The sequence below is a fragment of the Erythrobacter sp. QSSC1-22B genome, from assembly GCF_001678665.1.
Classification (GTDB): domain Bacteria; phylum Pseudomonadota; class Alphaproteobacteria; order Sphingomonadales; family Sphingomonadaceae; genus Qipengyuania.
This window is the reverse complement of sequence record NZ_LZRP01000001.1, coordinates 228,775-248,572: the sequence shown is the minus strand read 5'-3', so window position 1 is coordinate 248,572 and position 19,798 is coordinate 228,775. Positions and strand designations below refer to the sequence as shown.

Genomic DNA, 19,798 nt, shown 5'->3' with positions numbered 1-19,798 from the left:
CAGGAGCATCCATGTCCTTAGCGCCAGATCCCGTGCCCCGGCCACTGGACAGTCTTGCCGAACAGGGTGAATCCGATGCCCCGGCGCTGGTCCTGCGCACGCATACCCTTAGCTATGCAGGGTTAAGAGAGCGTGTTGCGCTGCTGGCCGGATGGCTCGCGAGCCGCGCCGCACCGGGCGACCGGGTGGCCAGCTGGGCCGCCAAGGGCGAACTCACCTGCCTGCTCCCGCTCGCCACCGCGCGCGCCGGGATGGTGCATGTCCCGCTCAACCCGCTGCTCAAGCACAGCCAGGCGGCACATATCCTCGCCGATAGCGGTGCGGTGCTGCTGATCGGGACGGCGGCACGGCTCAAGTCGCTGGAACCGGCAGATGTGCCTGTCGCCTGCGCTTTGCTCGAAGAGGGCGAGGCCTGGAGCAGCGCGGAGGCAAAGGCATCGCCACTTCCGCTCTCGACCCGCGATCCGCAGGAACTCGCCGCGATCCTCTACACCAGCGGTTCGACCGGCTTGCCCAAGGGCGTCATGCTCAGCCATGCCAACATGTGGCTCGGCGCGGCCAGTGTCGCGCACTATCTCGGGATGGCGGCGGACGATGTCACGCTGGCTGTCCTGCCGCTGTCCTTCGACTACGGCCAGAGCCAGCTGCTGGCGACCTGGTATGCTGGCGGGTCGGTGGTGCCGCTGGATTACCTGTTCGCGCGCGATGTCGCGAAGGCCTGCGCCCGGCATGGCGTCACGACGCTGGCCGCGGTCCCGCCGCTGTGGGTCCAGCTCACCGAGGCGGAGTGGGCCGACGACGCCACGCGGTCGATGCGGCGGCTGACCAACAGCGGCGGGGCGCTGACCGTCGATCTGGTCCGCGATCTGCGCGCGCTGTTCCCCGCGGCGCGGCTGTTCCCGATGTACGGGCTGACCGAGGCGTTCCGCTCGACCTATCTCGCGCCCGATCTGGTCGATGCGCATCCTACTTCGATGGGGACCGCGATCCCCTTTGCCGAGATTCTTGTTATCACGGACGAGGGCGATGTCGCTGCGCCGAACAAGGAGGGTGAGCTGGTGCATTGCGGGCCGCTGGTGGCTCAGAGCTATTGGCAGGACGCCGCGCGCACCGCTGAGCGGTTCAAACCGGCGCCCGCAGCGAGCGAGTATGGCGGCATGGCGGTGTGGTCGGGCGACCGAGTCCGGCGCGACGCCGATGGGCTCCTCTATTTCGTCGGGCGGCGCGATGCGATGATCAAGAGCGCGGGCAACCGCATCAGCCCGCAGGAGGTCGAGGACGCCGCGCTGGCGACCGGGCTGGTTGCGGAGGCGGTCGCGCTGGGTGTCCCCGACGAGCGGCTGGGCCAGGCGGTCCATCTGGTGGTTCGCGCCTCGTCGCGAGAATCAGCCGATAATGAAAGCCTTTCCAAGGCTTTGGCAAAGGAACTTCCCAACTTCATGCATCCACAGACGATCCACTGGCGTGAGACCATGCCAACCAATCCCAACGGCAAGCTCGACCGCGCGGCGCTGGCTCGCGAGCTCGGCGCATGAACGCCAAGCCCAAAGCCATCGGCCCGATCCCCGCGGGCTACGAAGCACGCGATGGCAACCTGATCATCGGTGGTCGCAGCGCCGACGAGTGGGTCGAACACGCGGGTCGGACACCGCTGTTCCTCTATTCGCAAAGCCTGCTCGAGCAACGCATGGCCGATCTTCGCGCCGCCATGCCCGAGCGATTGCGGATCAATTACGCGATCAAAGCCAACAGTTTCGAACCCGTTCTGAAGCTGATGTCCACGCTGGTCGACGGGCTCGACATCGCTTCTGGCGGCGAGCTGGCGCTGGTCCAGCAGGCCGGGATCGATACCGCGCGAGTCAGCTTTGCGGGGCCGGGCAAGCGCGATAGCGAGCTGGAGGCGGCGATCGCTGCCCGGGTCACGCTCAACCTTGAGAGCGAGGGCGAAGCCGCGCGCGCGCTGACAATCGCGGACAGGCTCGGGATCGCGCCTCGGCTCGCCATCCGCGTCAATCCCGATTTCGAGCTCAAGGGTTCGGGGATGAAGATGGGCGGCGGCGCCAAGCCATTCGGGGTCGATGCCGAGCGCGTGCCCGCGCTGGCGCGCCATGTGATCGGGGCCGGGGCCGATTGGCGCGGGCTGCATATCTTCACCGGCAGTCAGGCGCTCGATGCCGAGGCGCTGGTTGAGGCGCAGGGCAATGTCCTCGACCTCGCCGACCGGATCGCGCGCGAGGCCGATTTCGCCATGCCCAAACTCAACATGGGCGGCGGGTTCGGGATCCCGTATTTCGATGGTGATCGGCCGCTCGATATCACCCGCGTCGGCGAAGCGCTGGCAGAGCGGTTCGCCAGCCTGCCCCCCAGCCTCGAACACGCCGAACTCTTTATCGAACTGGGGCGCTATCTCGTCGGCGAGGCCGGCGTGTATCTGACCCGCATCGTTGACCGCAAGGTGAGCCATGACGAGACCTATCTGGTCACCGATGGCGGGCTGCATCACCAGCTTGCCGCCTCGGGCAATTTCGGCACCGTGGTGCGGCGCAATTATCCCGTCGCCGTCGCGGCGCGGTTCGATGCCCCGCCCGAAGAGATCGCCAGCGTGGTGGGCTGCCTGTGCACCCCGCTCGACCGGCTGGCCGATCGCGCCGAGCTGCCGCGCGCCGAGGTCGGCGATCTCGTTGCGGTGTTCTGCGCCGGGGCCTATGGGGCGAGTGCATCCCCCAGCGCATTCCTGGGTCAGGGACCGGCGGAGGAACTGCTCGTCTGACCCTGTCCCGAAATGCAACAAAGCCGAGCGAATCGCCGGATTGCCGCGGCTCGACCGTCAAGACTAACGGTCTGTTCACCTTTTTTCTGCATTAGGTTGGCTGAAATAAGGGGCGATGGGTTTGCAATTGCAGCTCGCAGGCGTCTCGAAGCAGCCAAGGAACAGTATTTCATGCGCAAAATTCGCGTTTCCACTTCCTTCGCGAGCTGCGCGGTCGCAGCGCTTGCCCTTGCGGGTTGCGCGGGTTCCAGCAGCCCCGAGCTGCCGCCAGCCACCTTCGTCGCGCTCCAGGAAGGCCCGGGCGAGCAATATATCATCGGCCCGCTCGACAACCTCACCATTCACGTCTGGCGCAATCCGGAACTGGGCGCCGAGAAGATTCAGGTTCGTCCCGACGGGCGGATCACCATTCCGCTGGTCAAGGACATGCCCGCGGTCGGCAAGACGCCGTCGATGCTCGAAGAGGACATCCGGCTCCAGCTCTCGCAATATATCGAGGATCCGCTGGTATCGGTGATCGTCAACGAATTTGCCGGAACCTTTAGCCAGCAGGTCCGGATCGTCGGCGCGACCGACAAGCCCGCCTCGATCCCCTATCGCGCCAACATGACCGTGCTCGACGCGATGATCGCGGTCGGCGGGCTCAATGATTTCGCCGCGGGCAATCGCGCCAAGCTGATCCGCTTCGACAAGGAGCAGGGTCGCCAGCGCGAATACTCGCTGCGGCTGACCGATTTGCTGCGTCGCGGCGACAGCGAGGCGAACGTGATGCTGCGCGCGGGCGATGTCATCATCATCCCCGAATCGGCCTTCTGAGCGTACGATGGGAGAGGTCTTCGAAGAACTGCGCGCGGCGCTCTACCAGGTATGGAACCGGCGCTGGATCGCGTTGGCCGTGGCCTGGGGCGTATGCGTGCTCGGCTGGCTGGTGGTGGCGTTGATCCCCAACAGCTATGAGAGCAAGGCGCGGGTCTATGTCCAGATCGACGATGTCCTTTCCGAACAGCTGGATATTTCCGGCGACGGCGAAAAGGAGATCACCCGCGTGCGCCAGACACTGGCCAGCGCAGTCAATCTGGAAAAGGTCATCCGGGCGACCACGCTGGGCGACGATATCGCGACCGTTTCCGAAATGCAGGGCGCAATCACCAGCCTGACCGAAGACGTCATCGTCTCGAGCGAGCAGGAGAACCTGTTCGAACTGACCGCAACGATCGGCAAGAGCGATCTCACCGATGCGCAGAATGCCAAGCTTTCGCAGGACGTGGTGCAAAAGCTGATCGACATTTTCCGCGAGCAGAACATCGCCGGCAACCGCGGCGAGGTGGCGGGTACAATCGTCTTCCTCGACCGCCAGCTCGAGCAACGCAAGCAGGAGCTCGAAGCCGCCGAACAGCGCCGCCTCGCCTTCGAATCGCAATACCCCGATCTGATCGGCGGAACCGACACGGTCTCGTCGCGGCTGCAGACCCTGCGCACCGAAATGCGCGGTGTTGATGCCGATATCGCTGCAGCGCAAAGCGCGCTCGCGGCAATCAACGGACAGCTTGCCGGCACGCCGCGCACCATCGCGTCGGGCGGCGGCGAGGGCGGCGCGCGCGGCGCACTGATCCAGGCGCAGTCGCAGCTCTCCGCGATGCGTTCGCGCGGGCTGACCGACAGCCATCCCGATATCCAGTCCACCCAGCGACAGATCGGCCTGCTCGAAAGACAGGCGAGAAACGAAGGCGAAGGCTTCTCCGGCCAGGCCAATCCTGCCTATACCTCGCTGATCGCCATCCGCGCCGAACGCCAGGCCAATGTCTCGGCGCTGAGCGCGCGCAAGGCGGCGCTGCAGTCGGATATGTCGGGCATGATCGCCGCGCAGGCTCAGGAACCCGAAGTCGGCGCCGAGGCCAATCGCATCTCGCGCGACTATGAAGTGCTCAAGACCAATTACGACGAATTGCTGCAGGACCGCGAGGAAATGCGGCTGCGCGGGCAGGTCGAGACCGAGCGCAGCGCCTTCAAGTTCGAGGTCGTCGATCCACCGACGATCCCCCGCCAGCCCGCGGCGCCCAATCGCCCGATCCTGTTGCTCGGGGTGCTGTTCGTCGGTCTGGCAGCGGGTGCGGGCGTAGCCTTCGTGCTCGGGCAGCTGAAGTCGGCGTTTACCACGGCGGATCGCCTGGAGCGCACGCTGGACCTGCCGGTGGTGGGTACGATCTCGCGGTCGATGACCAAGGCGCGCGAAGCGCATGCGCGCAAGCGGTTCAAACAGTTTGCCGCCGGTCTCGGCGCGCTCGGCGGGGTCTGTTTCCTGCTGCTCGCGGTCGAGTTCATCCAGGTCGGCACGGTGGCGTGAGGGGATTGTGAGCGTGAACAAGCCGATCAAGATCGTGCCCCCCGGTGACGCAAAGCCCGGTGATGGCCCCGATAACGGGAAGGAAGCGGCGGAAGCTCCGCACAAGAACTCGCTGTTCGAGCGCGCCAGCGGCGCCTTCGGTTTCGACCGGCTGCTGCCCGCGCGGGTTCCGGCCAAATTGCCGGAAGGCAAGGCGGTTCGCATGCCCAGGCCCGCGAAGCGCGCCGATGCCGCCGACGATCTTCGCGCTACCGAACCGGGCCCGGACAATGCCGTCACCCGCTCGCAGCCGCCGGTGGTCATCGACGCCGACGCCCGTCCGCCGCGCCAGCGCGAGGTCGGCGGCCAGAAGGTCGAGTTCGGCGGCAAATTGCACCCGATTTCGCGGGCCCATCTGCGCGAGCAGGGGATGATCGATCCCGAGCTGGGTTCCGGCGGGCTGGTCGAGGAATTTCGTATCGTCAAGCGCCAGGTGCTGGCGACGGTCGAGGCCGAGGGAACCTCGAAATCGCGCCGCGTGCTGATCTGCTCGCCGCATCCGGGCGAGGGCAAGACTTTCTGCGCCACCAATCTCGCGATCGCGCTGGCGGGCGAGCGCCAGTCCGAAGTCCTGCTGGTCGACGCCGATTTCGGCAAGCCTTCGATCATGAAGACTTTCGGGCTCGATCCCGCTCCCGGGCTGATGGACGCGCTGCGCGATCCCAGCATCGAGGTCGAAAAGCTCGTGGTGGGGACCGACATCCCCGGATTGTGGATCCTGCCCGCGGGCGAACGCAGCGGCTCGGATGCGGAATATCTCGCCAGCGAGCGGACCTGGCAAGTGCTCAACCGCCTCACCCGCGGTGCGCATGACCGGATCGTCATTTTCGACAGCCCACCTGCCCTCGCGGCATCGCCCGCCGCCGAGCTGGCCAAGCATTGCGGCCAGGCGCTGCTGGTCGCCCGCGCCGATTGCACCGCACGCGCCGCGCTCGAGGATGCGGTCGACCTGCTCTCGGGCTGCGCCGATATTCGCCTCCTGCTCAACGACGTGACGTTTAGTCCGAGCGGCCGCAAGTTTGGCAAATATTACGGTTACGGGGAATCGCCATCATGAAAACCCGCTTCCTCGTTGGCCTGACCGCGGGTTGCGCCCTGATCGCGCCGCTGCCGCTGATGGCGCAAAGCTATCAGGGCCGCGACGCGCAGGCCGAGACCGGATCGGCGGAAGAATCCGGCGACCGGGTCGGCTCGGGCGGACGACGGCTTTCGGTCGAGCCCTATATCGAAGCCTCGCAGATCCTGACCGCGCAGCTCTCGCCCTTCGACGACGTGCTGACCTACACCCAGGTCGCCGCCGGGGTCGATGCCTCCTACATCGGGCGCAACAACGGTGCCTCGGTCTCGCTGCGCTACGAGCACAATTTCGGCTATGGCGATTCCAACGACAGCGACACGATCAGCGGGATCGCGCGTGGCTACACCACCATTGTGCCGCAAACCCTGACGCTCGAGGCGGGCGCGCTCGCCAGCCGCACCACCGTCACCAGCGGCGGCTCGAACGTCTTTGCCGGGCAGAACAATCTCGCCAATTCGACGCAGACCTATTCGGCCTATGTCGGACCCAACCTTTCTACCGAGATCGACCGCGTCGATGTGACCGGCAACTATCGCCTGGGCTACACCCGCGTCGATGCACCGGAATTCGTCACCACGGGCGGTACGCCGACCGATGTGTTCGACGAGAGCGTCTCGCACAGCGCGCAGCTTCGCGCCGGCACCCAGCCGGGCGAATACCTCCCCGTCGGGCTCGGGGTGGGGGGCGGCTATTTCCGCGAAGATATCAACAATCTCGACCAGCGGGTGGTCGATTCCTACCTGCGCGGCGATGTCACCGTGCCGGTCACGCCGACGCTCGCGGTGGTGGCGGGCGTGGGCTACGAAAACGTCGAAGTGTCGAGCCGCGATGCGCTGCGCGATGCCGCTGGCATTCCCATCGTCGGGTCCGACGGCCGGCTGGTCACCGACGAGAGCGGTCCGCGCCGGATCGCCTTCGAGGCCGACGGGCTGATCTGGGATGTCGGCGTGCTGTGGCGCCCGAGCCAGCGCACCTCGCTCTCGGCGACCTATGGCCGTCGCTACGACAGCGACACCTATTACGGCAATTTCACCTGGCAGGCCAGCCGCACCACCAATGTCGGGGTCAACGTCTACGACACGATCACCGGGTTCGGTGGACGGCTCAACAACACGCTCGCCGCGCTGCCGACCGATTTCGAGGTCGTCCGCGATCCGATCAGCGGCGCGATCGTGGGCTGCATCAATTCGGTCAGCGGCGCGAGCTGCCTCGACGGGCTGCTCGGCTCGGTGCGCTCCTCGGTATTCCGTTCGCGCGGGGTCTCGGCCTATTATTCGCGCCAGGTCGGCCGCACCACCGCCGGGATCTCCGCGGGCTACGACCGCCGCACCTATCTGGGCGCGCCGGGCACCGTGCTCGAGGCCTCGGACGGCCTGTCCGACGAAAGCCTGTACATCGCCGGCACCGTCAGCGGTCCGCTGGGGCGCGACGCGGGCTACACCGTTACCAGCTATGCCAGCTATATCGACAGCGGCTTCGAGGGCGTGGGCAATGCGCTCGCGCTCGGCAGCTCCGCCGCCTACAATCGCAACTTTACCCGCAATCTCACGGGTCGGGTCGCGGTGGCGGTGAACTATCTCGACAGCGAAGTGTCTGCCGAGGATCTCAAGAGCGCATCGGCCCTGGTGGGCCTGCGCTACGGCTTCTGATAGGAAGACCCGACCATGTATGAACAATATTACGGCTTTTCGGAGCGTCCCTTCCAGCTCACGCCCGACCCGGCGTTTTTCTTCGAGAGCATCACCCACAAGAAGGCGCTGTCCTATCTCGGCTACGGACTGAACCAGGGCGAGGGCTTCATCGTCATCACCGGCGAAGTCGGCTCGGGCAAGTCGACGCTGGTCGCGCATCTCAAGGAGAAGCTCGACGCCGACCGGATGAGCGTGGGCGAGGTCGTCACCAGCGCGCTCGACGGCGAGGAGATGATCCATGTCGCCGCGCGCAGCTTTGGTCTCGATGTCGAGGGCCGCGACAAGGCCGCCGCGCTCGCCGCGATCGAGCATTTCCTCCACGAGGAAGCGCGCAACGGCAAACGCTGCCTGCTGATCGTCGATGAATCGCAAAACCTTTCGATCGGCGCGCTCGAAGAGCTCAGGATGCTGTCGAACTTCCAGCTCGGCGCACATCCGCTGCTGCAGACGCTGCTGCTCGGCCAGCCCGAATTCAAGCGTTTGCTCGCGGGCTCGCCCGAGCTCGAGCAATTGCGCCAGCGAGTAATTGCGGCGCATCATCTGGAACCGATGCAGCCCGGCGAGATCGAACCCTATGTCCGCCACCGGCTCGGACATGTCGGCTGGGATGGCAATCCCGAGCTCGACCACGGCATCTTCACCAAGTTGCACCGTGCCACGGGCGGGATCCCGCGCAAGATCAACCAGGTGATGACCCGGCTGCTGCTGCTCGGCGCGGTCGAGGAACAGGCGGTAATCGAGCCCGACATGCTCGATTCGGTGATCGAGGAGATGGAGGGCGACAGCGCCGCCGGGGAAGAGATCACCGCCGACAATATCGCTCCCGATCCGCAACTTCCCGCGTCGCAGGCGATCGCTCAGGCGCGGCGCGCCGAGGCCGATCGCAAGGCTCCCGAGCAGCCCCAGAGCGAAGGCCTCGCCGAAGCGCAGATCGTTGCGATCGAACGCGCCTTCGCCGATCGCGACCGCGAGCTCGACCAGTTGCGCCGCGAAATCGGCGAGACCCGCGCCAGCTTTGCGGGCGAAACCGGGCAGGGCTCCGAGGCCTTGGACGAGCGGCTTGCGCGGATCGAAGCGCGACTGGACGAGCAGGAGCAATCGCTGCGCCACGTTCTTGCGCAATTGATCGAATTCCTCGAAGCCGGTGGACGGCGCGAAGCGGCCTGACCGGCGAGAGAGGCAAGCATTTGGAAGAGCGCGCGATCACAGCGGCAGGTATCCTCAATGGCCTCTCGGTCGATGTGGAGGACTGGTTCCAGGTCGGCGCTTTCGAAAACACGATCGCGCGCTCCGACTGGGATGGAATGGCGCTACGCGTGGGCGACAATGTCCGCCGCGTGCTCGACCTGTTCGACGAGGTCGGGGTCAAGGCGACGTTCTTCACGCTGGGATGGGTGGCCGAACGCGACCCGGCGGCGATCCGCGCCATCGTCGAGCGGGGGCACGAACTGGCGAGCCATGGCTATGACCACACGCGGGTCTTCACCTTCGATCCCAAGCAATTTGCCGCCGATCTGACGAAATCGCGCGCCATCCTCGAGGATGCGGGCGGGGCGAACATCACCGGCTATCGCGCACCCAGCTTCTCGATCGACCAGCGCACCCCCTGGGCGCATGAGGTGCTCGCCGAACACGGCTACGCCTATTCCTCCAGCGTCGCGCCGATCCGTCACGACCATTACGGCTGGCGCGAGGCGCCGCGCTTCGCCTTCCGTCCGGTCGCGGACAGCGCGCTGGTCGAAATCCCGGTGACCACCGCGCAGATCGGCGAACGCAGACTAGCGGCGGGCGGCGGCGGATTCTTCCGCGTGCTGCCGTATGAGTTTTCGCGCTGGGCGATCGCGCGGGTGAACCGTGACGACCGCCGCCCGGCGGTGTTCTATTTCCACCCCTGGGAGGTCGATCCCGGCCAGCCGCGCGTAACAGACGCGCCGCTGCGCTCGAAGTTGCGCCACTACACCAACCTTTCGGGTATGGCCGACAAGCTGCGCCGGCTGGCGGGGGATTTCCACTGGGGGCGGATGGATGAGATCGCTCGCATCGAGGCGCAGCGCTGCGTAGAATTCGCACCGTGAATGCGCCACTTCAGCACGGTACCCGCACCCACAAAGGCGTGACCTTCGCCGATCTGCGCGATCCTTCCGAGGTCGCGCGGATCGAGAGCTTTGTCGCCGAGCAGGATGGTTCGGTGTTTCACCGGCCGACATGGCTGGCCGCGATCGAGCGCGGCACCGGGCAGCGCGCGCTGGGGCTTGTCGCCGAGCGTGCTGGAAAGCTGACCGGCTGGCTTCCGCTCAGCGATGTCCATTCCCCCTTCTTCGGGCGCGCGCTGGTATCGAGCGGGTTTGGTGTCGGCGGTGGTCCGCTGACGATTGCCGATGGTGACGGCGAGGCGCTGTGTCGCGCGGCGGAGGAGTTGGCGCTGCGCCGTTCGGTCGGGACGATCGATTTGCGCGGCGGGGTGGCTCCCGCTGACTGGACGAGCATCTCCACCGCGCATTGCAATTTCGCCCGCGATCTGGCGGCAGACGACGAAGCCGAACTGCTCGCCATCCCGCGAAAAGCCCGCGCCGAGGTCCGCAAGGGGTTGCGCAATGAGCTCGAGATCGCCGTTGGCTCGGGTCCCGCCGATCGCGCGGCGCATTATGCTGTCTATTCCGAAAGCGTCCGCAATCTCGGCACGCCGGTGTTTCCGCGCGCGCTGTTCGACGCGGTGCTCGACGGGTTTGGCGAGGATGCCGACATCCTGACCGTGCGGCACGAGGGCGAGCCGGTCGCGAGCGTGCTGTCGCTCTACCATCGCGGCGCGGTGATGCCCTATTGGGGTGGCGGACGCTTCGTCGCGCGGCATCTGCGCGGCAATGAAATCATGTATTACGAATTGATGCGCCATGCGCGTGGCCGGGGTTGCACGCGGTTCGATTTCGGCCGTTCCAAGACCGAAAGCGGTCCCTATTTCTTCAAGAAGAACTGGGGCTTCGAGCCCGAACCGCTGACCTATTCGAGCTGGAGCGCGCCCGGCGTAACGCCGCGCAACATCGATCCCACCGATGATGGTTATTCGCGCGGGATCGAGCTGTGGAAGCGCCTGCCGCTCCCGCTCGCCAACACCATCGGACCCTTCATCGCCCGCGGGCTGGGCTGATGAGCGAGATCTTGTTCCTGTGCCACCGTGTGCCGTTCCCGCCCGACCGGGGCGACAAGATCCGCTCGCATCACCTGCTCAAGGGGCTGGCAAAGCTCGCGCCGGTCCATGTCGGCACCTTTGCCGAGACTGACCAGGATCGCGCGCAGGATGCCGCGCTGCGCGACTTGGCCGCCAGCCACCTGTTGATCGATCGCGACACATCACTGCCAAAAGCGGGGCTGCGCGCGCTCGCGAGCGGCAAGCCGGTCAGCCTCCCGGCCTTTGCCGATGCGCGCCTGTCGCGCTGGGTCGCGCAGACGCTGGCGCAGCACGACATCGACACGATCGTGATTTTCTCGGGCCAGATGGGGCAGTATATTCCCGATGGCTTTGCGGGGCGCGTGGTGGTCGATCTGTGCGATGTCGATAGCGCCAAATTCGCGGGCTATGCGCGCGAGGCGGGTTTCCCCAGATCCTGGCTGATGGCGCGCGAGGCACGGCTGCTGGCGCGCGAGGAAGCGCGGATAGCGCGCCGGGCGGATTGCACGCTGCTGATCTCCAACAATGAGCTGGCGCTGTTCCAGAGCCGTTTGCCCGTCGGCAACGCCTATGATGTGCGCGCGTTGGGCAATGGCATCGACGGTGATTTTTTCGATCCGGCGGCCACCGCGCCCCACGCTGGGCTGGCGGGGATGCCCGGAGCGCATTTCGTGTTCACTGGGCAGATGGACTATTCGCCCAATATCGCGGCGGTGAAGCGGTTCGCTCGCGTGATCCTGCCGCGCTTGCGCGAGACTATGGAGGCACAGTTCCATATCGTTGGGCGGGCGCCGACTGGAGATGTGACCCGGCTGGGCGATGAGCCCGGCGTCACCGTATGGGGCGAAGTGCCCGATGTCCGGCCTTTCCTCGCCGCCGCCAGCGCGGTGGTCGCGCCGCTGATGCTGGCACGCGGTGTGCAGAACAAGGTGCTCGAGGCGATGGCGATGGCGCGACCCGTACTCCTCAGCCCCGAGGCGGCGACCGGAATCGATGCCGTCGACGGCGAACATTTTTCGATTTGCCGCGACGATGCCGCTTTCGTCGCCGCAGCCCGGGCGCTCGCAGCCGATCCCGAACACGCCGCAGAGATGGGCCGCGCCGCGCGCGGCCTCGTCATGGCCCAAATGTCGTGGGAGGCGGTCGAGGCGCAACTGGCGGCGATCGTCGGACGCGGGCAGGGCGGGGCGCGTCATGCCGCCTGACAGAGCCGCGCTGGCAGACCCGCCGATGGCGGCGACCCGGCACTCCGAATGGCGTGCCGCACTGGTCCGGCTCTCGCTCGCCGCACTCGCGCTGGTCGCGCTGGCGTCCCGCGAATGGGGCGAGATGCTGGACATCTGGTGGAACATCGACAGTTATTCGCACATCCTGCTGATTCCGGCGATCATCGCCTGGCTGGTGTGGATCCGGCGCGAGGATGCGGCGCAAGTCGTGCCGCGCGGCTGGTGGCCGGGGCTGGCGGCTCTGGCGGCGGCGCTCGCCCTGTGGTTGGTTGGTCGATACACCGATCTCAATCTGCTGGCGCATGCCGGTGCGGTGGCGATGCTCCCCGCTGCCGCGCTCGCGCTGCTTGGCCCGCGGGTCGGTGCGCTGCTCGCGCTGCCGCTGGGCTTTGCGGTGTTCCTCGTGCCGTTCGGCGACGAGATCGTCCCGCCGCTCCAGTATCTCACCGCCGAGATGGCGATCGCGTTGACCCATATGGTCGGGGTTCCCGCGCGGATCGAGGGGATCTACATCCACACCCCCGCCGGGCTGTTCATCGTCGCCGAAGCCTGCGCGGGCGTCCATTTCCTGATCGCGATGATCGCGCTGGGCGTGCTGACCTGCTTCACCAGTTTCACCAGCTGGCGCCGCCGCGCAGCTTTCATGGTCGCCTGCGTGGTGGTGCCCATCCTTGCCAATGGCATCCGTGCCTGGGCGACGATCTATATCGCGCAATTCGTCGGCGCCGAGGCGGCCGGCGGGTTCGACCACATCGTTTACGGCTGGATCTTCTTCGGGCTGGTGGTGGCGCTGATCCTCGGCGTGGCGTGGCGCTGGTTCGAGCGCGAGCCCGAGGATGCCGGCTGGACGCTTGAGGAGCTGCGCCGGAGTGCGCTGCTCGCCGTGCTGGAGCGGCACTCGGCCCCGACGCGCGCGCTGTTGCTGGTCATCCTTGCGCTGGCGGCGCTGGCGGCCACGCTCGCTTTCGGCCTTCCGGCAGGCTAGGAGCCACCGCCTATGTGCGGGATCGCTGGCATTTTCCATTGTGGCACGCCCAAGCCGGTCGATCCTCGCCGGATCGAGCGGATGACCGACGCGCTGGCGCATCGCGGGCCCGATGGCTCGGGGGTGTGGACCGCACCCGGAGTTGGGCTGGGCCATCGCCGCCTGTCGATCATCGATCTCGCGGGCTCGCCGCAGCCGATGCATTCGGTCGATGGCCGCGCGGTGATCGTCTTCAACGGCGAAATCTACAATTACCGCGCGCTGCGCGCCGAGCTCGAGGCCGGCGGCGCGCGGTTCCACACCGATGGCGACACTGAGGTTATCCTCGCCGCCTGGCAGCGTTGGGGGCCCGATTGCCTCGAGCGGCTCGATGGCATGTTCGTGTTCGCGCTCTACGACCGGGCCAGCCGCCAGCTGTTCCTCGCGCGCGACCGCTTCGGGGTGAAGCCGCTCTTCCTTGCGCGGCTGTCGGATGGCAGCATTGCCTTCGCCTCCGAATTGAAAGGTCTGCTCGCGCATCCGCTGGTCCGCCGGGTCGCCGATCCGCTGGCGATCGAGGATTACATGACATGGGGCTATGTCCCCGATCACCGCTCGATCCTCAAGGGGGTGGAGAAATTGCCCGCGGGCCATTTCCTGTTGCTCGAGCACGACCGCGAGCCGACGCCGCCGCGCCAGTGGTGGGACATTTCCTTCGAACACCGCGCCAAGGGCAGCACGGCCGATCTCTCCGCCGAGCTGCTCCATCGCCTCCGCGAGGGCGTCACCAGCCGGATGGTCGCCGATGTGCCGCTGGGGGCCTTCCTGTCGGGCGGGGTCGACAGTTCGAGCGTGGTCGCGCTGATGGCCGAGGCGAGCCGCGATCCGGTGCGCAGCTGTTCGATCGGCTTCGATGTCGCCGCGGTCGATGAGACCGGCTACGCGCGCCAGATAGCCGAACGTTTCGGTACCGATCACCGCGAACGGATCGTCTCGCCCGACGACATCGCCGATCTCGACCGGATCGCCGGCATCTTCGACGAACCCTTCGCCGATGCCTCCGCATTGCCGACGCTGCGGGTCTGCGAGCTGGCGCGCGAGAATGTGAAGGTAGCGCTGTCGGGCGATGGCGCGGACGAGGCGCTCGCGGGCTATCGCCGCCAGGTGTTCCACCACCGCGAGAGTCAGGCGCGCGCCGTTCTTCCGCAAGGTTTGCGCGGGCCGGTGTTCGGGACGCTTGGGAAGATCTGGCTCAAGGCCGACTGGGCGCCTCAGGCCCTGCGCGCCAAGACCACCTTCCTCTCGCTCGCCGAGAGCGGGGCGCAGGGCTATGCCCGTGCGCTCGCCATTCTCGACGCCCCGGCGCGGGCGCGGCTCTATGGCGCGGCGATGCTGCGCGACCGCGGTGACTACCGCGCCGAGGACAGGCTGGTCGCGCTGATGGAAGGTGCACCCGCGCGCAGCGGACTCGACGCCGCCCAATATGCCGATCTCAAGTTCTGGCTCCCGGGCGATATCCTCACCAAGGTCGATCGCACCAGCATGGCGGTCGGTCTCGAGGCGCGCGAACCGCTGCTCGACCACCGGCTGGTGGGCTTTGCCGCCAGCCTTCCCGAGCGCCAGCGGGTCCGCGGACGACAGGGCAAATGGCTGATGAAGCACGCGATGGAGCGCTATCTGCCGCAAGACATTCTCTACCGCCCCAAACAGGGCTTTGTCACCCCGCTGGCGCAATGGTTTCGAGGGCCGCTCGCTGACACCGCGCGTGGCATTGCGACGAGCGAGCGGCTGGTCGAGAGCGGCTGGTTCGATCGCGCCGCGCTGGCCCGGATCGCGGAGCAGCATATTTCTCGCGAATACGACCACGGCAGGGTGCTCTGGCAATTGGTGATGCTGGATAAGGCCTTGGCGGGACTCGATTTACGCGGCTGAGCGAGTGATGCGAGAATGCATCACTGCGGACTCCGCGCCCCACCAAAAGGCGATATCTTACAGATTCAGGACGGTTAATTCATTTGCCAAGTGAGTCCTCCTTGGCTTAGATTCGTGGTTAACAAAGCTTATCCGTCTGATTTTATTGGAATGGAATAGTCGAAACCTTCGCCGCGGGGGCCGCAAATGGAACGACTGATCACGGAAACGCATCGTTCCTCGACGGACTGGGACGACCGCGACGACGCGACTATCCGCTTGTCGGACAAGTCTGAGCTGCTCGCTGAAAGCTGTCTCCATTTGGCGATCCCGGAAGAGCTGTTTCACCTCGACGAGCTCGAAATTCTGTATGACGGCGATGCCCAGACGCTGTGGACCTATATGCGCCCGCAGGGCCGCCCCAGCTTCACCCCGCCGATGCTGGCCGATTTCGCCAATTGGCAGCGGTTGATCGAACTGGGTTTCGGCCCCGACAAGGTGCCGCTCAAATTCCTGGTGCTGGGCAGCCGCGCGCCGGGCGTGTTCTGCTTCGGCGGCGATCTGCAGCTGTTCAGGCGGCTGATCGAGGAACGCAACCGCGAAGGACTGGTGAACTACGGCCATCGCTGCTGCCAGATCCTCCATCGCAACATGAATTCGCTCGACCTGCCGATCGTCACCGTCGGGATGGTGCAGGGCGATGCGCTGGGCGGTGGCTTCGAGGCGCTGCTGTCGTTCGACTACATCGTCGCGGAACGCGGGGCGACGTTCGGCCTGCCCGAAATGATGTTCGGCCTGTTCCCGGGAATGGGCGCGCATTCGCTGCTCAGCCGCAAACTCGGCAGCGCCATGGCCGACCGGCTGATCGTCTCGAACGCAAGCTACAGCGCCGAGCAGCTCTACGATCTGGGACTGGTCCATGCCATCGCCGAGGATGGCGAGGGGCTGCAGGCGACGCAGGACTTCATCCGCAAGAGCACCCGCAAGCATGCCGGGATGGTCAATTCGCGCCGTGCGATGAAAGTCTGCTGGGATCTCAGGCTCGATGAACTGACCCGGATCACCGAATTATGGGCCGATGCCGCGCTCCAGCTTGATGCCAGGGATCTCAAGCTGATGGACCGGCTGGTGACCGCCCAGACGAAGCTCGCCCGGGCGGCCTGATTTACGGTCTGGCGAGCGTTGCTAGCGTGCGTCGACCATCACCACTTCGGCATCCTCGAGCGCGACGACAATTATCTCGTCCTCGCCGGTGATCGCGACGCCGTCGCGCGGCTTGGCCTCGTGGCCGTTGACCGAAATCCGGCCGACCGGGGCGACCAGATACTGGTGCCGCGCACCATCGGTTTTCCAGGTCGCCGACTGGCCCGCCTGCAAAGTCGTGGCGAGCACCTTGGCATCGGTGCGGATCGACAGCGCATCGTCTTCCTCGGGCGTCCCGCTGGCGAGCACTTCGAACCCGCCCTCACGGCTGGCCTTGGGAAACTCGCGCTGCCCCCAGCCGGGTGCCTCGCCGCTGCGCGTGGGTTGGATCCAGATCTGGAACAGCGTCGTGGCTTCGTCTTCCTGGTTGAATTCGGCGTGGGTGATGCCGGTGCCCGCGCTCATCACCTGGACGTCGCCCGCCGCGGTGCGGCCCTCGTTGCCGAGGCTGTCGCGATGGGTGATCGCGCCGCTGCGCACGAAGGTGACGATTTCCATGTCGCGGTGGGGGTGGGGCGGAAACCCGCTCCCCCCGGCGATGGTGTCGTCGTTCCAGACGCGGATCGGGCCCCAGCCCATCCGCGCAGGATCGTGATAAGAGGCGAAGCTGAAATGGTGGCGGGCGTTGAGCCAGCCGTGGTCGGCATGGCCGAGGCTGGCGAAGGGTCGGATATCGATCATCTGTATTCTCGCATCGGCGGGGTGTTGTCGCCGGGATCGGCAATAGGTGGGATGAAGGCGCGGGTTTGCAATGGCCGGGCGTACTCGGCCTCACGGCTCGTCCGGCCTCTCGCCTCGTCATTGCGAGGTGCCGCAGGTGGCGCTACAATCCATGGAACTGCGCCAAGGATTGCTTAACTTCGTTCGCAACGACGAGCTGTTCTCCAGACGGAACCGCCCTCAGTCCGCGCGCCCGTGCCCGCGCGCCATGTAGTCGTCGCTCTGCATTTCCATCAGCCGGCTGACGGTGCGGTCGAATTCGAACAGGCCATCGCCGGCGCTATGGAGCGCCTGAGGTTCCGCCGCGGCGGTAGCGAACAGCTTCACGCTGTTCTCGTAAAGCGCGTCGATCAGCTTGATGAAGCGCAGCGCCTCGTTGCGCTTGTCGGGCCCCAGCGTCGGGATGCCGACCACGATCACCGTGTGATAGGCATGGGCGATGGCGAGATAATCCGCCGCGCCGCGATTTTCGCCGCACAATCGCTTGAAGCTGAAAACTGCCACGCCCTTGAGCGATTTCGGCACCATGAGGCTGCGTCCGCCGCCCAGATCGAGCCGACCCGAGGGAACGTGTTCCGCGTCTTCGGGTGCGTAGTCGGTCAGGCGGAAGAACGCCTCGCGCACCTGCGCGGTGGCCTCGTCGCCAAGCGGAGTGTGCCATGTCTCGAGATCGCCCAGCCGGTCGAGCCGGTAGTCGGTCGGCCCGTTGAGCGGCAGCACGTCCATCTCGGCCAGCACCAGATCGATGAAGGGCAGGAACAGCGAGCGGTTGAGCCCGTCCTTGTAGAGATCGCGCGGCGGGCGGTTGCTGGTGGTGACCACGCTCACGCCCTCGTCGCGGATCAGCGCGGTGAACAGCCGGCTCATGATCGCGGCATCGGCGGTGTTGGCGACCACCATCTCGTCGAAGGCGAGGCAACGGATGCCCTGGCCCAGCCGCGCGGCGACCGGGGCGATCGGATCGCCGTTCTCGCGCTTGCGCTCCTCGCCGATCATCCGATCGACCTCGAGCATGAATTCGTGGAAATGGACCCGACGCTTGGCCTCGATATCCAGCGTCTCGACGAACAGATCCATCAGCATCGACTTGCCGCGCCCGACACCGCCCCACATGTAGACCCCGCGCGGGCGCGGCGGTTTCTTGCCGAGCAATTTGCCGAGGAACCCGCTGCCATTGCTGCTGCCGCCCGCTTCGAGCTCGCGCTGGAGTGCATCGAGCCGCTGCGCAGCGGCGCGCTGGTCGGCATCGGGACGCAGTTCGCCCGCTTCGATCAGCGCGTCGTAGCGCGCAAGCATTCCGGTCATGACAGGTGGATCACGGTTGGCAGATCACGACGCCGGGTCGCGCGGCCGCATCTTGCGGACGATGCCGGAGAAGGCCGCCACGCGGTTGCCCTCCTGCTCGACCGTGCCGCGCACAAACACCAAGCGCCCGGTTTCCTGGACGATCTCGGTGACGGCATCGAGCGGGCGGGCGGGATCGCCTGCGCCGACGAACTGCGTCGAGAGTTCCAGAGTCACCGAGGGCCCGGCGTTACCGCTCCCCAGATTGTGCATGGTGGTGAACAAAGCGATGTCGACCAGCGACAGCGTCACCGCGCCGTGGACGATGCCCTGCAAATTCTCGTGCCGCCGTTCGGGGAACATCCGCAGCCGCGCGCGGCGGGCATCGCCTTCGCCTTCCACCCGGGTCAGGAGCTTGCCCATCACCGCGCCGTTGAACAGCGTCTGGTCCTTGAGATTCCAGTGGTTCCAGCCGGGATTGTCGGGATCTGGCCCGTGCTCGAACACGTCGTCGCTGAGCGTCATTGCAATCAGATCGCGCGTTCGACGAGCATTTTCTTGGTCTCGGCGATCGCCTTGGCCGGGTTCAGCCCCTTGGGGCAGACATTGGCGCAATTCATGATCGTGTGGCAGCGATAGAGGCGGAACGGGTCCTCGAGCTGGTCAAGCCGCTCGCCGGTCATCTCGTCGCGGCTGTCGGCCAGCCAGCGGAACGCCTGGAGCAGGATCGCCGGGCCGAGGAACTTGTCCGAATTCCACCAATAGCTTGGGCAGGCGGTCGAGCAGCAGGCGCACAGGATGCACTCGTAAAGCCCGTCGAGCTTCTCGCGCTGTTCGGGGCTCTGGAGCCGCTCCTTGCCGCTGGGCGTCGTCGAGACGGTCTGCAGCCAGGGGCGGATCGAGGCGTATTGCGCGTAGAAGTGGGTGAAGTCGGGGATCAGGTCCTTGATCACTTCCATATGCGGCAGCGGAGTGATCCGGATCTCGCCCTTGAGATCGTCGATTGCGGTGGTGCAGGCGAGCCCGTTCTTGCCGTTCAAATTCATCGAACACGAACCGCAGATGCCTTCGCGGCACGAGCGCCGGAAGGTCAGCGTCGGATCGACCTCGTTCTTGATCTTGAACAGGGCGTCGAGCACCATCGGGCCGCACTCGTCGAGATCGATCTCGAAGGTGTCGTAACGCGGGTTCTCACCGGTATCGGGATCGTAGCGATAGATTTTGAACGATTTGACCCGCCCCGCGCCCTCGACCGTATGCTTGCGGCTCTTGCCGGTTATCGTTGAGTTCTTCGGGAGGGTAAAGGTCGCCATGTTCGTTCCTGTATTCCTGCTTGCGGACGCTCTTAACGTCCCTGCGTCTCGGCACAAGGGAAACGGCCATTTGCACCGCTTCGCGCCGG

The 19,798-nt window shown here is 66.1% G+C and carries 17 protein-coding genes; 13 read left to right on the top strand and 4 right to left on the bottom strand.

What is annotated here, in order from left to right:
* Positions 1–11: 11 nt before the first annotated feature.
* From A9995_RS01140 to A9995_RS01080, 13 genes are all read left to right on the top strand, one after another.
* Positions 12–1,535 (top strand): acyl-CoA ligase (AMP-forming), exosortase A system-associated, encoded by a 1,524-nt coding sequence (locus A9995_RS01140; protein WP_067607985.1) that lies wholly within the window; start codon positions 12–14, stop codon positions 1,533–1,535.
* Complete coding sequence (locus A9995_RS01135) at positions 1,532–2,770, top strand: pyridoxal-dependent decarboxylase, exosortase A system-associated (protein ID WP_067607982.1); 1,239 nt, start codon at positions 1,532–1,534, stop codon at positions 2,768–2,770. The genes A9995_RS01140 and A9995_RS01135 overlap by 4 nt, the downstream gene beginning before the upstream one ends.
* A gap of 171 nt (positions 2,771–2,941) precedes the next feature.
* Positions 2,942–3,586, top strand: coding sequence for an XrtA/PEP-CTERM system exopolysaccharide export protein (locus A9995_RS01130; RefSeq protein ID WP_067607979.1), 645 nt, complete (start codon positions 2,942–2,944; stop codon positions 3,584–3,586).
* 7 nt (positions 3,587–3,593) lie between these two features.
* The gene (locus tag A9995_RS01125; protein ID WP_067607976.1) at positions 3,594–5,114 is read left to right on the top strand and encodes an XrtA system polysaccharide chain length determinant; all 1,521 of its coding nucleotides are present in this window, start codon (positions 3,594–3,596) and stop codon (positions 5,112–5,114) included.
* Positions 5,115–5,127: 13 nt separating this feature from the next.
* The gene (locus tag A9995_RS01120; RefSeq protein WP_233998035.1) at positions 5,128–6,210 is read left to right on the top strand and encodes a capsular biosynthesis protein; all 1,083 of its coding nucleotides are present in this window, start codon (positions 5,128–5,130) and stop codon (positions 6,208–6,210) included.
* Positions 6,207–7,880 (top strand): hypothetical protein, encoded by a 1,674-nt coding sequence (locus A9995_RS01115; protein ID WP_067607973.1) that lies wholly within the window; start codon positions 6,207–6,209, stop codon positions 7,878–7,880. The genes A9995_RS01120 and A9995_RS01115 overlap by 4 nt, the downstream gene beginning before the upstream one ends.
* A gap of 15 nt (positions 7,881–7,895) precedes the next feature.
* Positions 7,896–9,089 (top strand): XrtA/PEP-CTERM system-associated ATPase, encoded by a 1,194-nt coding sequence (locus A9995_RS01110; protein ID WP_067607971.1) that lies wholly within the window; start codon positions 7,896–7,898, stop codon positions 9,087–9,089.
* 50 nt (positions 9,090–9,139) lie between these two features.
* Positions 9,140–9,997: an XrtA system polysaccharide deacetylase gene (locus tag A9995_RS01105; RefSeq protein WP_067609411.1), complete on the top strand. Its 858-nt coding sequence runs from the start codon at positions 9,140–9,142 to the stop codon at positions 9,995–9,997.
* A complete protein-coding gene (locus A9995_RS01100) occupies positions 9,994–11,067 on the top strand; it encodes a FemAB family XrtA/PEP-CTERM system-associated protein (RefSeq protein WP_082992399.1) in 1,074 nt (357 codons plus the stop codon). Before A9995_RS01105 ends, A9995_RS01100 begins: the two co-directional genes overlap by 4 nt.
* On the top strand, positions 11,067–12,293 hold the full coding sequence (locus A9995_RS01095; RefSeq protein ID WP_067607965.1) for a TIGR03087 family PEP-CTERM/XrtA system glycosyltransferase: 1,227 nt from the start codon (positions 11,067–11,069) through the stop codon (positions 12,291–12,293). Before A9995_RS01100 ends, A9995_RS01095 begins: the two co-directional genes overlap by 1 nt.
* Positions 12,283–13,299 carry an exosortase A gene (gene xrtA, locus A9995_RS01090; protein WP_067607963.1) on the top strand — a complete coding sequence of 339 codons (1,017 nt, stop codon included), beginning with the start codon at positions 12,283–12,285 and terminating at the stop codon, positions 13,297–13,299. The genes A9995_RS01095 and xrtA overlap by 11 nt, the downstream gene beginning before the upstream one ends.
* A gap of 12 nt (positions 13,300–13,311) precedes the next feature.
* Positions 13,312–15,210, top strand: coding sequence for an XrtA/PEP-CTERM system amidotransferase (locus A9995_RS01085; RefSeq protein ID WP_067607960.1), 1,899 nt, complete (start codon positions 13,312–13,314; stop codon positions 15,208–15,210).
* Positions 15,211–15,396: 186 nt separating this feature from the next.
* Positions 15,397–16,353: a crotonase/enoyl-CoA hydratase family protein gene (locus A9995_RS01080; RefSeq protein WP_082992398.1), complete on the top strand. Its 957-nt coding sequence runs from the start codon at positions 15,397–15,399 to the stop codon at positions 16,351–16,353.
* Positions 16,354–16,374: 21 nt separating this feature from the next.
* Here the strand turns inward: A9995_RS01080 and A9995_RS01075 are convergent, their stop codons facing one another.
* The 4 genes from A9995_RS01075 to A9995_RS01060 form a co-directional block, all read right to left on the bottom strand.
* The gene (locus A9995_RS01075; protein WP_067607957.1) at positions 16,375–17,073 is read right to left on the bottom strand and encodes a pirin family protein; all 699 of its coding nucleotides are present in this window, start codon (positions 17,071–17,073) and stop codon (positions 16,375–16,377) included.
* 219 nt (positions 17,074–17,292) lie between these two features.
* Positions 17,293–18,417 carry a cell division protein ZapE gene (gene zapE / locus A9995_RS01070; RefSeq protein ID WP_067607954.1) on the bottom strand — a complete coding sequence of 375 codons (1,125 nt, stop codon included), beginning with the start codon at positions 18,415–18,417 and terminating at the stop codon, positions 17,293–17,295.
* A gap of 24 nt (positions 18,418–18,441) precedes the next feature.
* Positions 18,442–18,921 carry a PaaI family thioesterase gene (locus A9995_RS01065; protein ID WP_067607951.1) on the bottom strand — a complete coding sequence of 160 codons (480 nt, stop codon included), beginning with the start codon at positions 18,919–18,921 and terminating at the stop codon, positions 18,442–18,444.
* Between the two features lie 5 nt (positions 18,922–18,926).
* Positions 18,927–19,709 carry a succinate dehydrogenase iron-sulfur subunit gene (locus tag A9995_RS01060; protein WP_067607948.1) on the bottom strand — a complete coding sequence of 261 codons (783 nt, stop codon included), beginning with the start codon at positions 19,707–19,709 and terminating at the stop codon, positions 18,927–18,929.
* Positions 19,710–19,798 lie beyond the last annotated feature (89 nt).

What these genes read in the sequence shown, in the direction of transcription:
- A9995_RS01140 (WP_067607985.1), top strand. Translation starts at nt 12, where the DNA reads ATGTCCTTAGCGCCAGATCCCGTGCCCCGGCCACTGGACAGTCTTGCC.
- A9995_RS01135 (WP_067607982.1), top strand. Translation starts at nt 1,532, where the DNA reads ATGAACGCCAAGCCCAAAGCCATCGGCCCGATCCCCGCGGGCTACGAA.
- A9995_RS01095 (WP_067607965.1), top strand. Translation starts at nt 11,067, where the DNA reads ATGAGCGAGATCTTGTTCCTGTGCCACCGTGTGCCGTTCCCGCCCGAC.
- A9995_RS01085 (WP_067607960.1), top strand. Translation starts at nt 13,312, where the DNA reads ATGTGCGGGATCGCTGGCATTTTCCATTGTGGCACGCCCAAGCCGGTC.
- A9995_RS01075 (WP_067607957.1), bottom strand. Translation starts at nt 17,073, where the DNA reads ATGATCGATATCCGACCCTTCGCCAGCCTCGGCCATGCCGACCACGGC.
- A9995_RS01080 (WP_082992398.1), top strand. Translation starts at nt 15,397, where the DNA reads ATGGAACGACTGATCACGGAAACGCATCGTTCCTCGACGGACTGGGAC.
- A9995_RS01130 (WP_067607979.1), top strand. Translation starts at nt 2,942, where the DNA reads ATGCGCAAAATTCGCGTTTCCACTTCCTTCGCGAGCTGCGCGGTCGCA.
- A9995_RS01065 (WP_067607951.1), bottom strand. Translation starts at nt 18,921, where the DNA reads ATGACGCTCAGCGACGACGTGTTCGAGCACGGGCCAGATCCCGACAAT.
- zapE (WP_067607954.1), bottom strand. Translation starts at nt 18,417, where the DNA reads ATGACCGGAATGCTTGCGCGCTACGACGCGCTGATCGAAGCGGGCGAA.
- A9995_RS01125 (WP_067607976.1), top strand. Translation starts at nt 3,594, where the DNA reads ATGGGAGAGGTCTTCGAAGAACTGCGCGCGGCGCTCTACCAGGTATGG.
- A9995_RS01110 (WP_067607971.1), top strand. Translation starts at nt 7,896, where the DNA reads ATGTATGAACAATATTACGGCTTTTCGGAGCGTCCCTTCCAGCTCACG.
- A9995_RS01115 (WP_067607973.1), top strand. Translation starts at nt 6,207, where the DNA reads ATGAAAACCCGCTTCCTCGTTGGCCTGACCGCGGGTTGCGCCCTGATC.
- xrtA (WP_067607963.1), top strand. Translation starts at nt 12,283, where the DNA reads ATGCCGCCTGACAGAGCCGCGCTGGCAGACCCGCCGATGGCGGCGACC.
- A9995_RS01060 (WP_067607948.1), bottom strand. Translation starts at nt 19,709, where the DNA reads ATGGCGACCTTTACCCTCCCGAAGAACTCAACGATAACCGGCAAGAGC.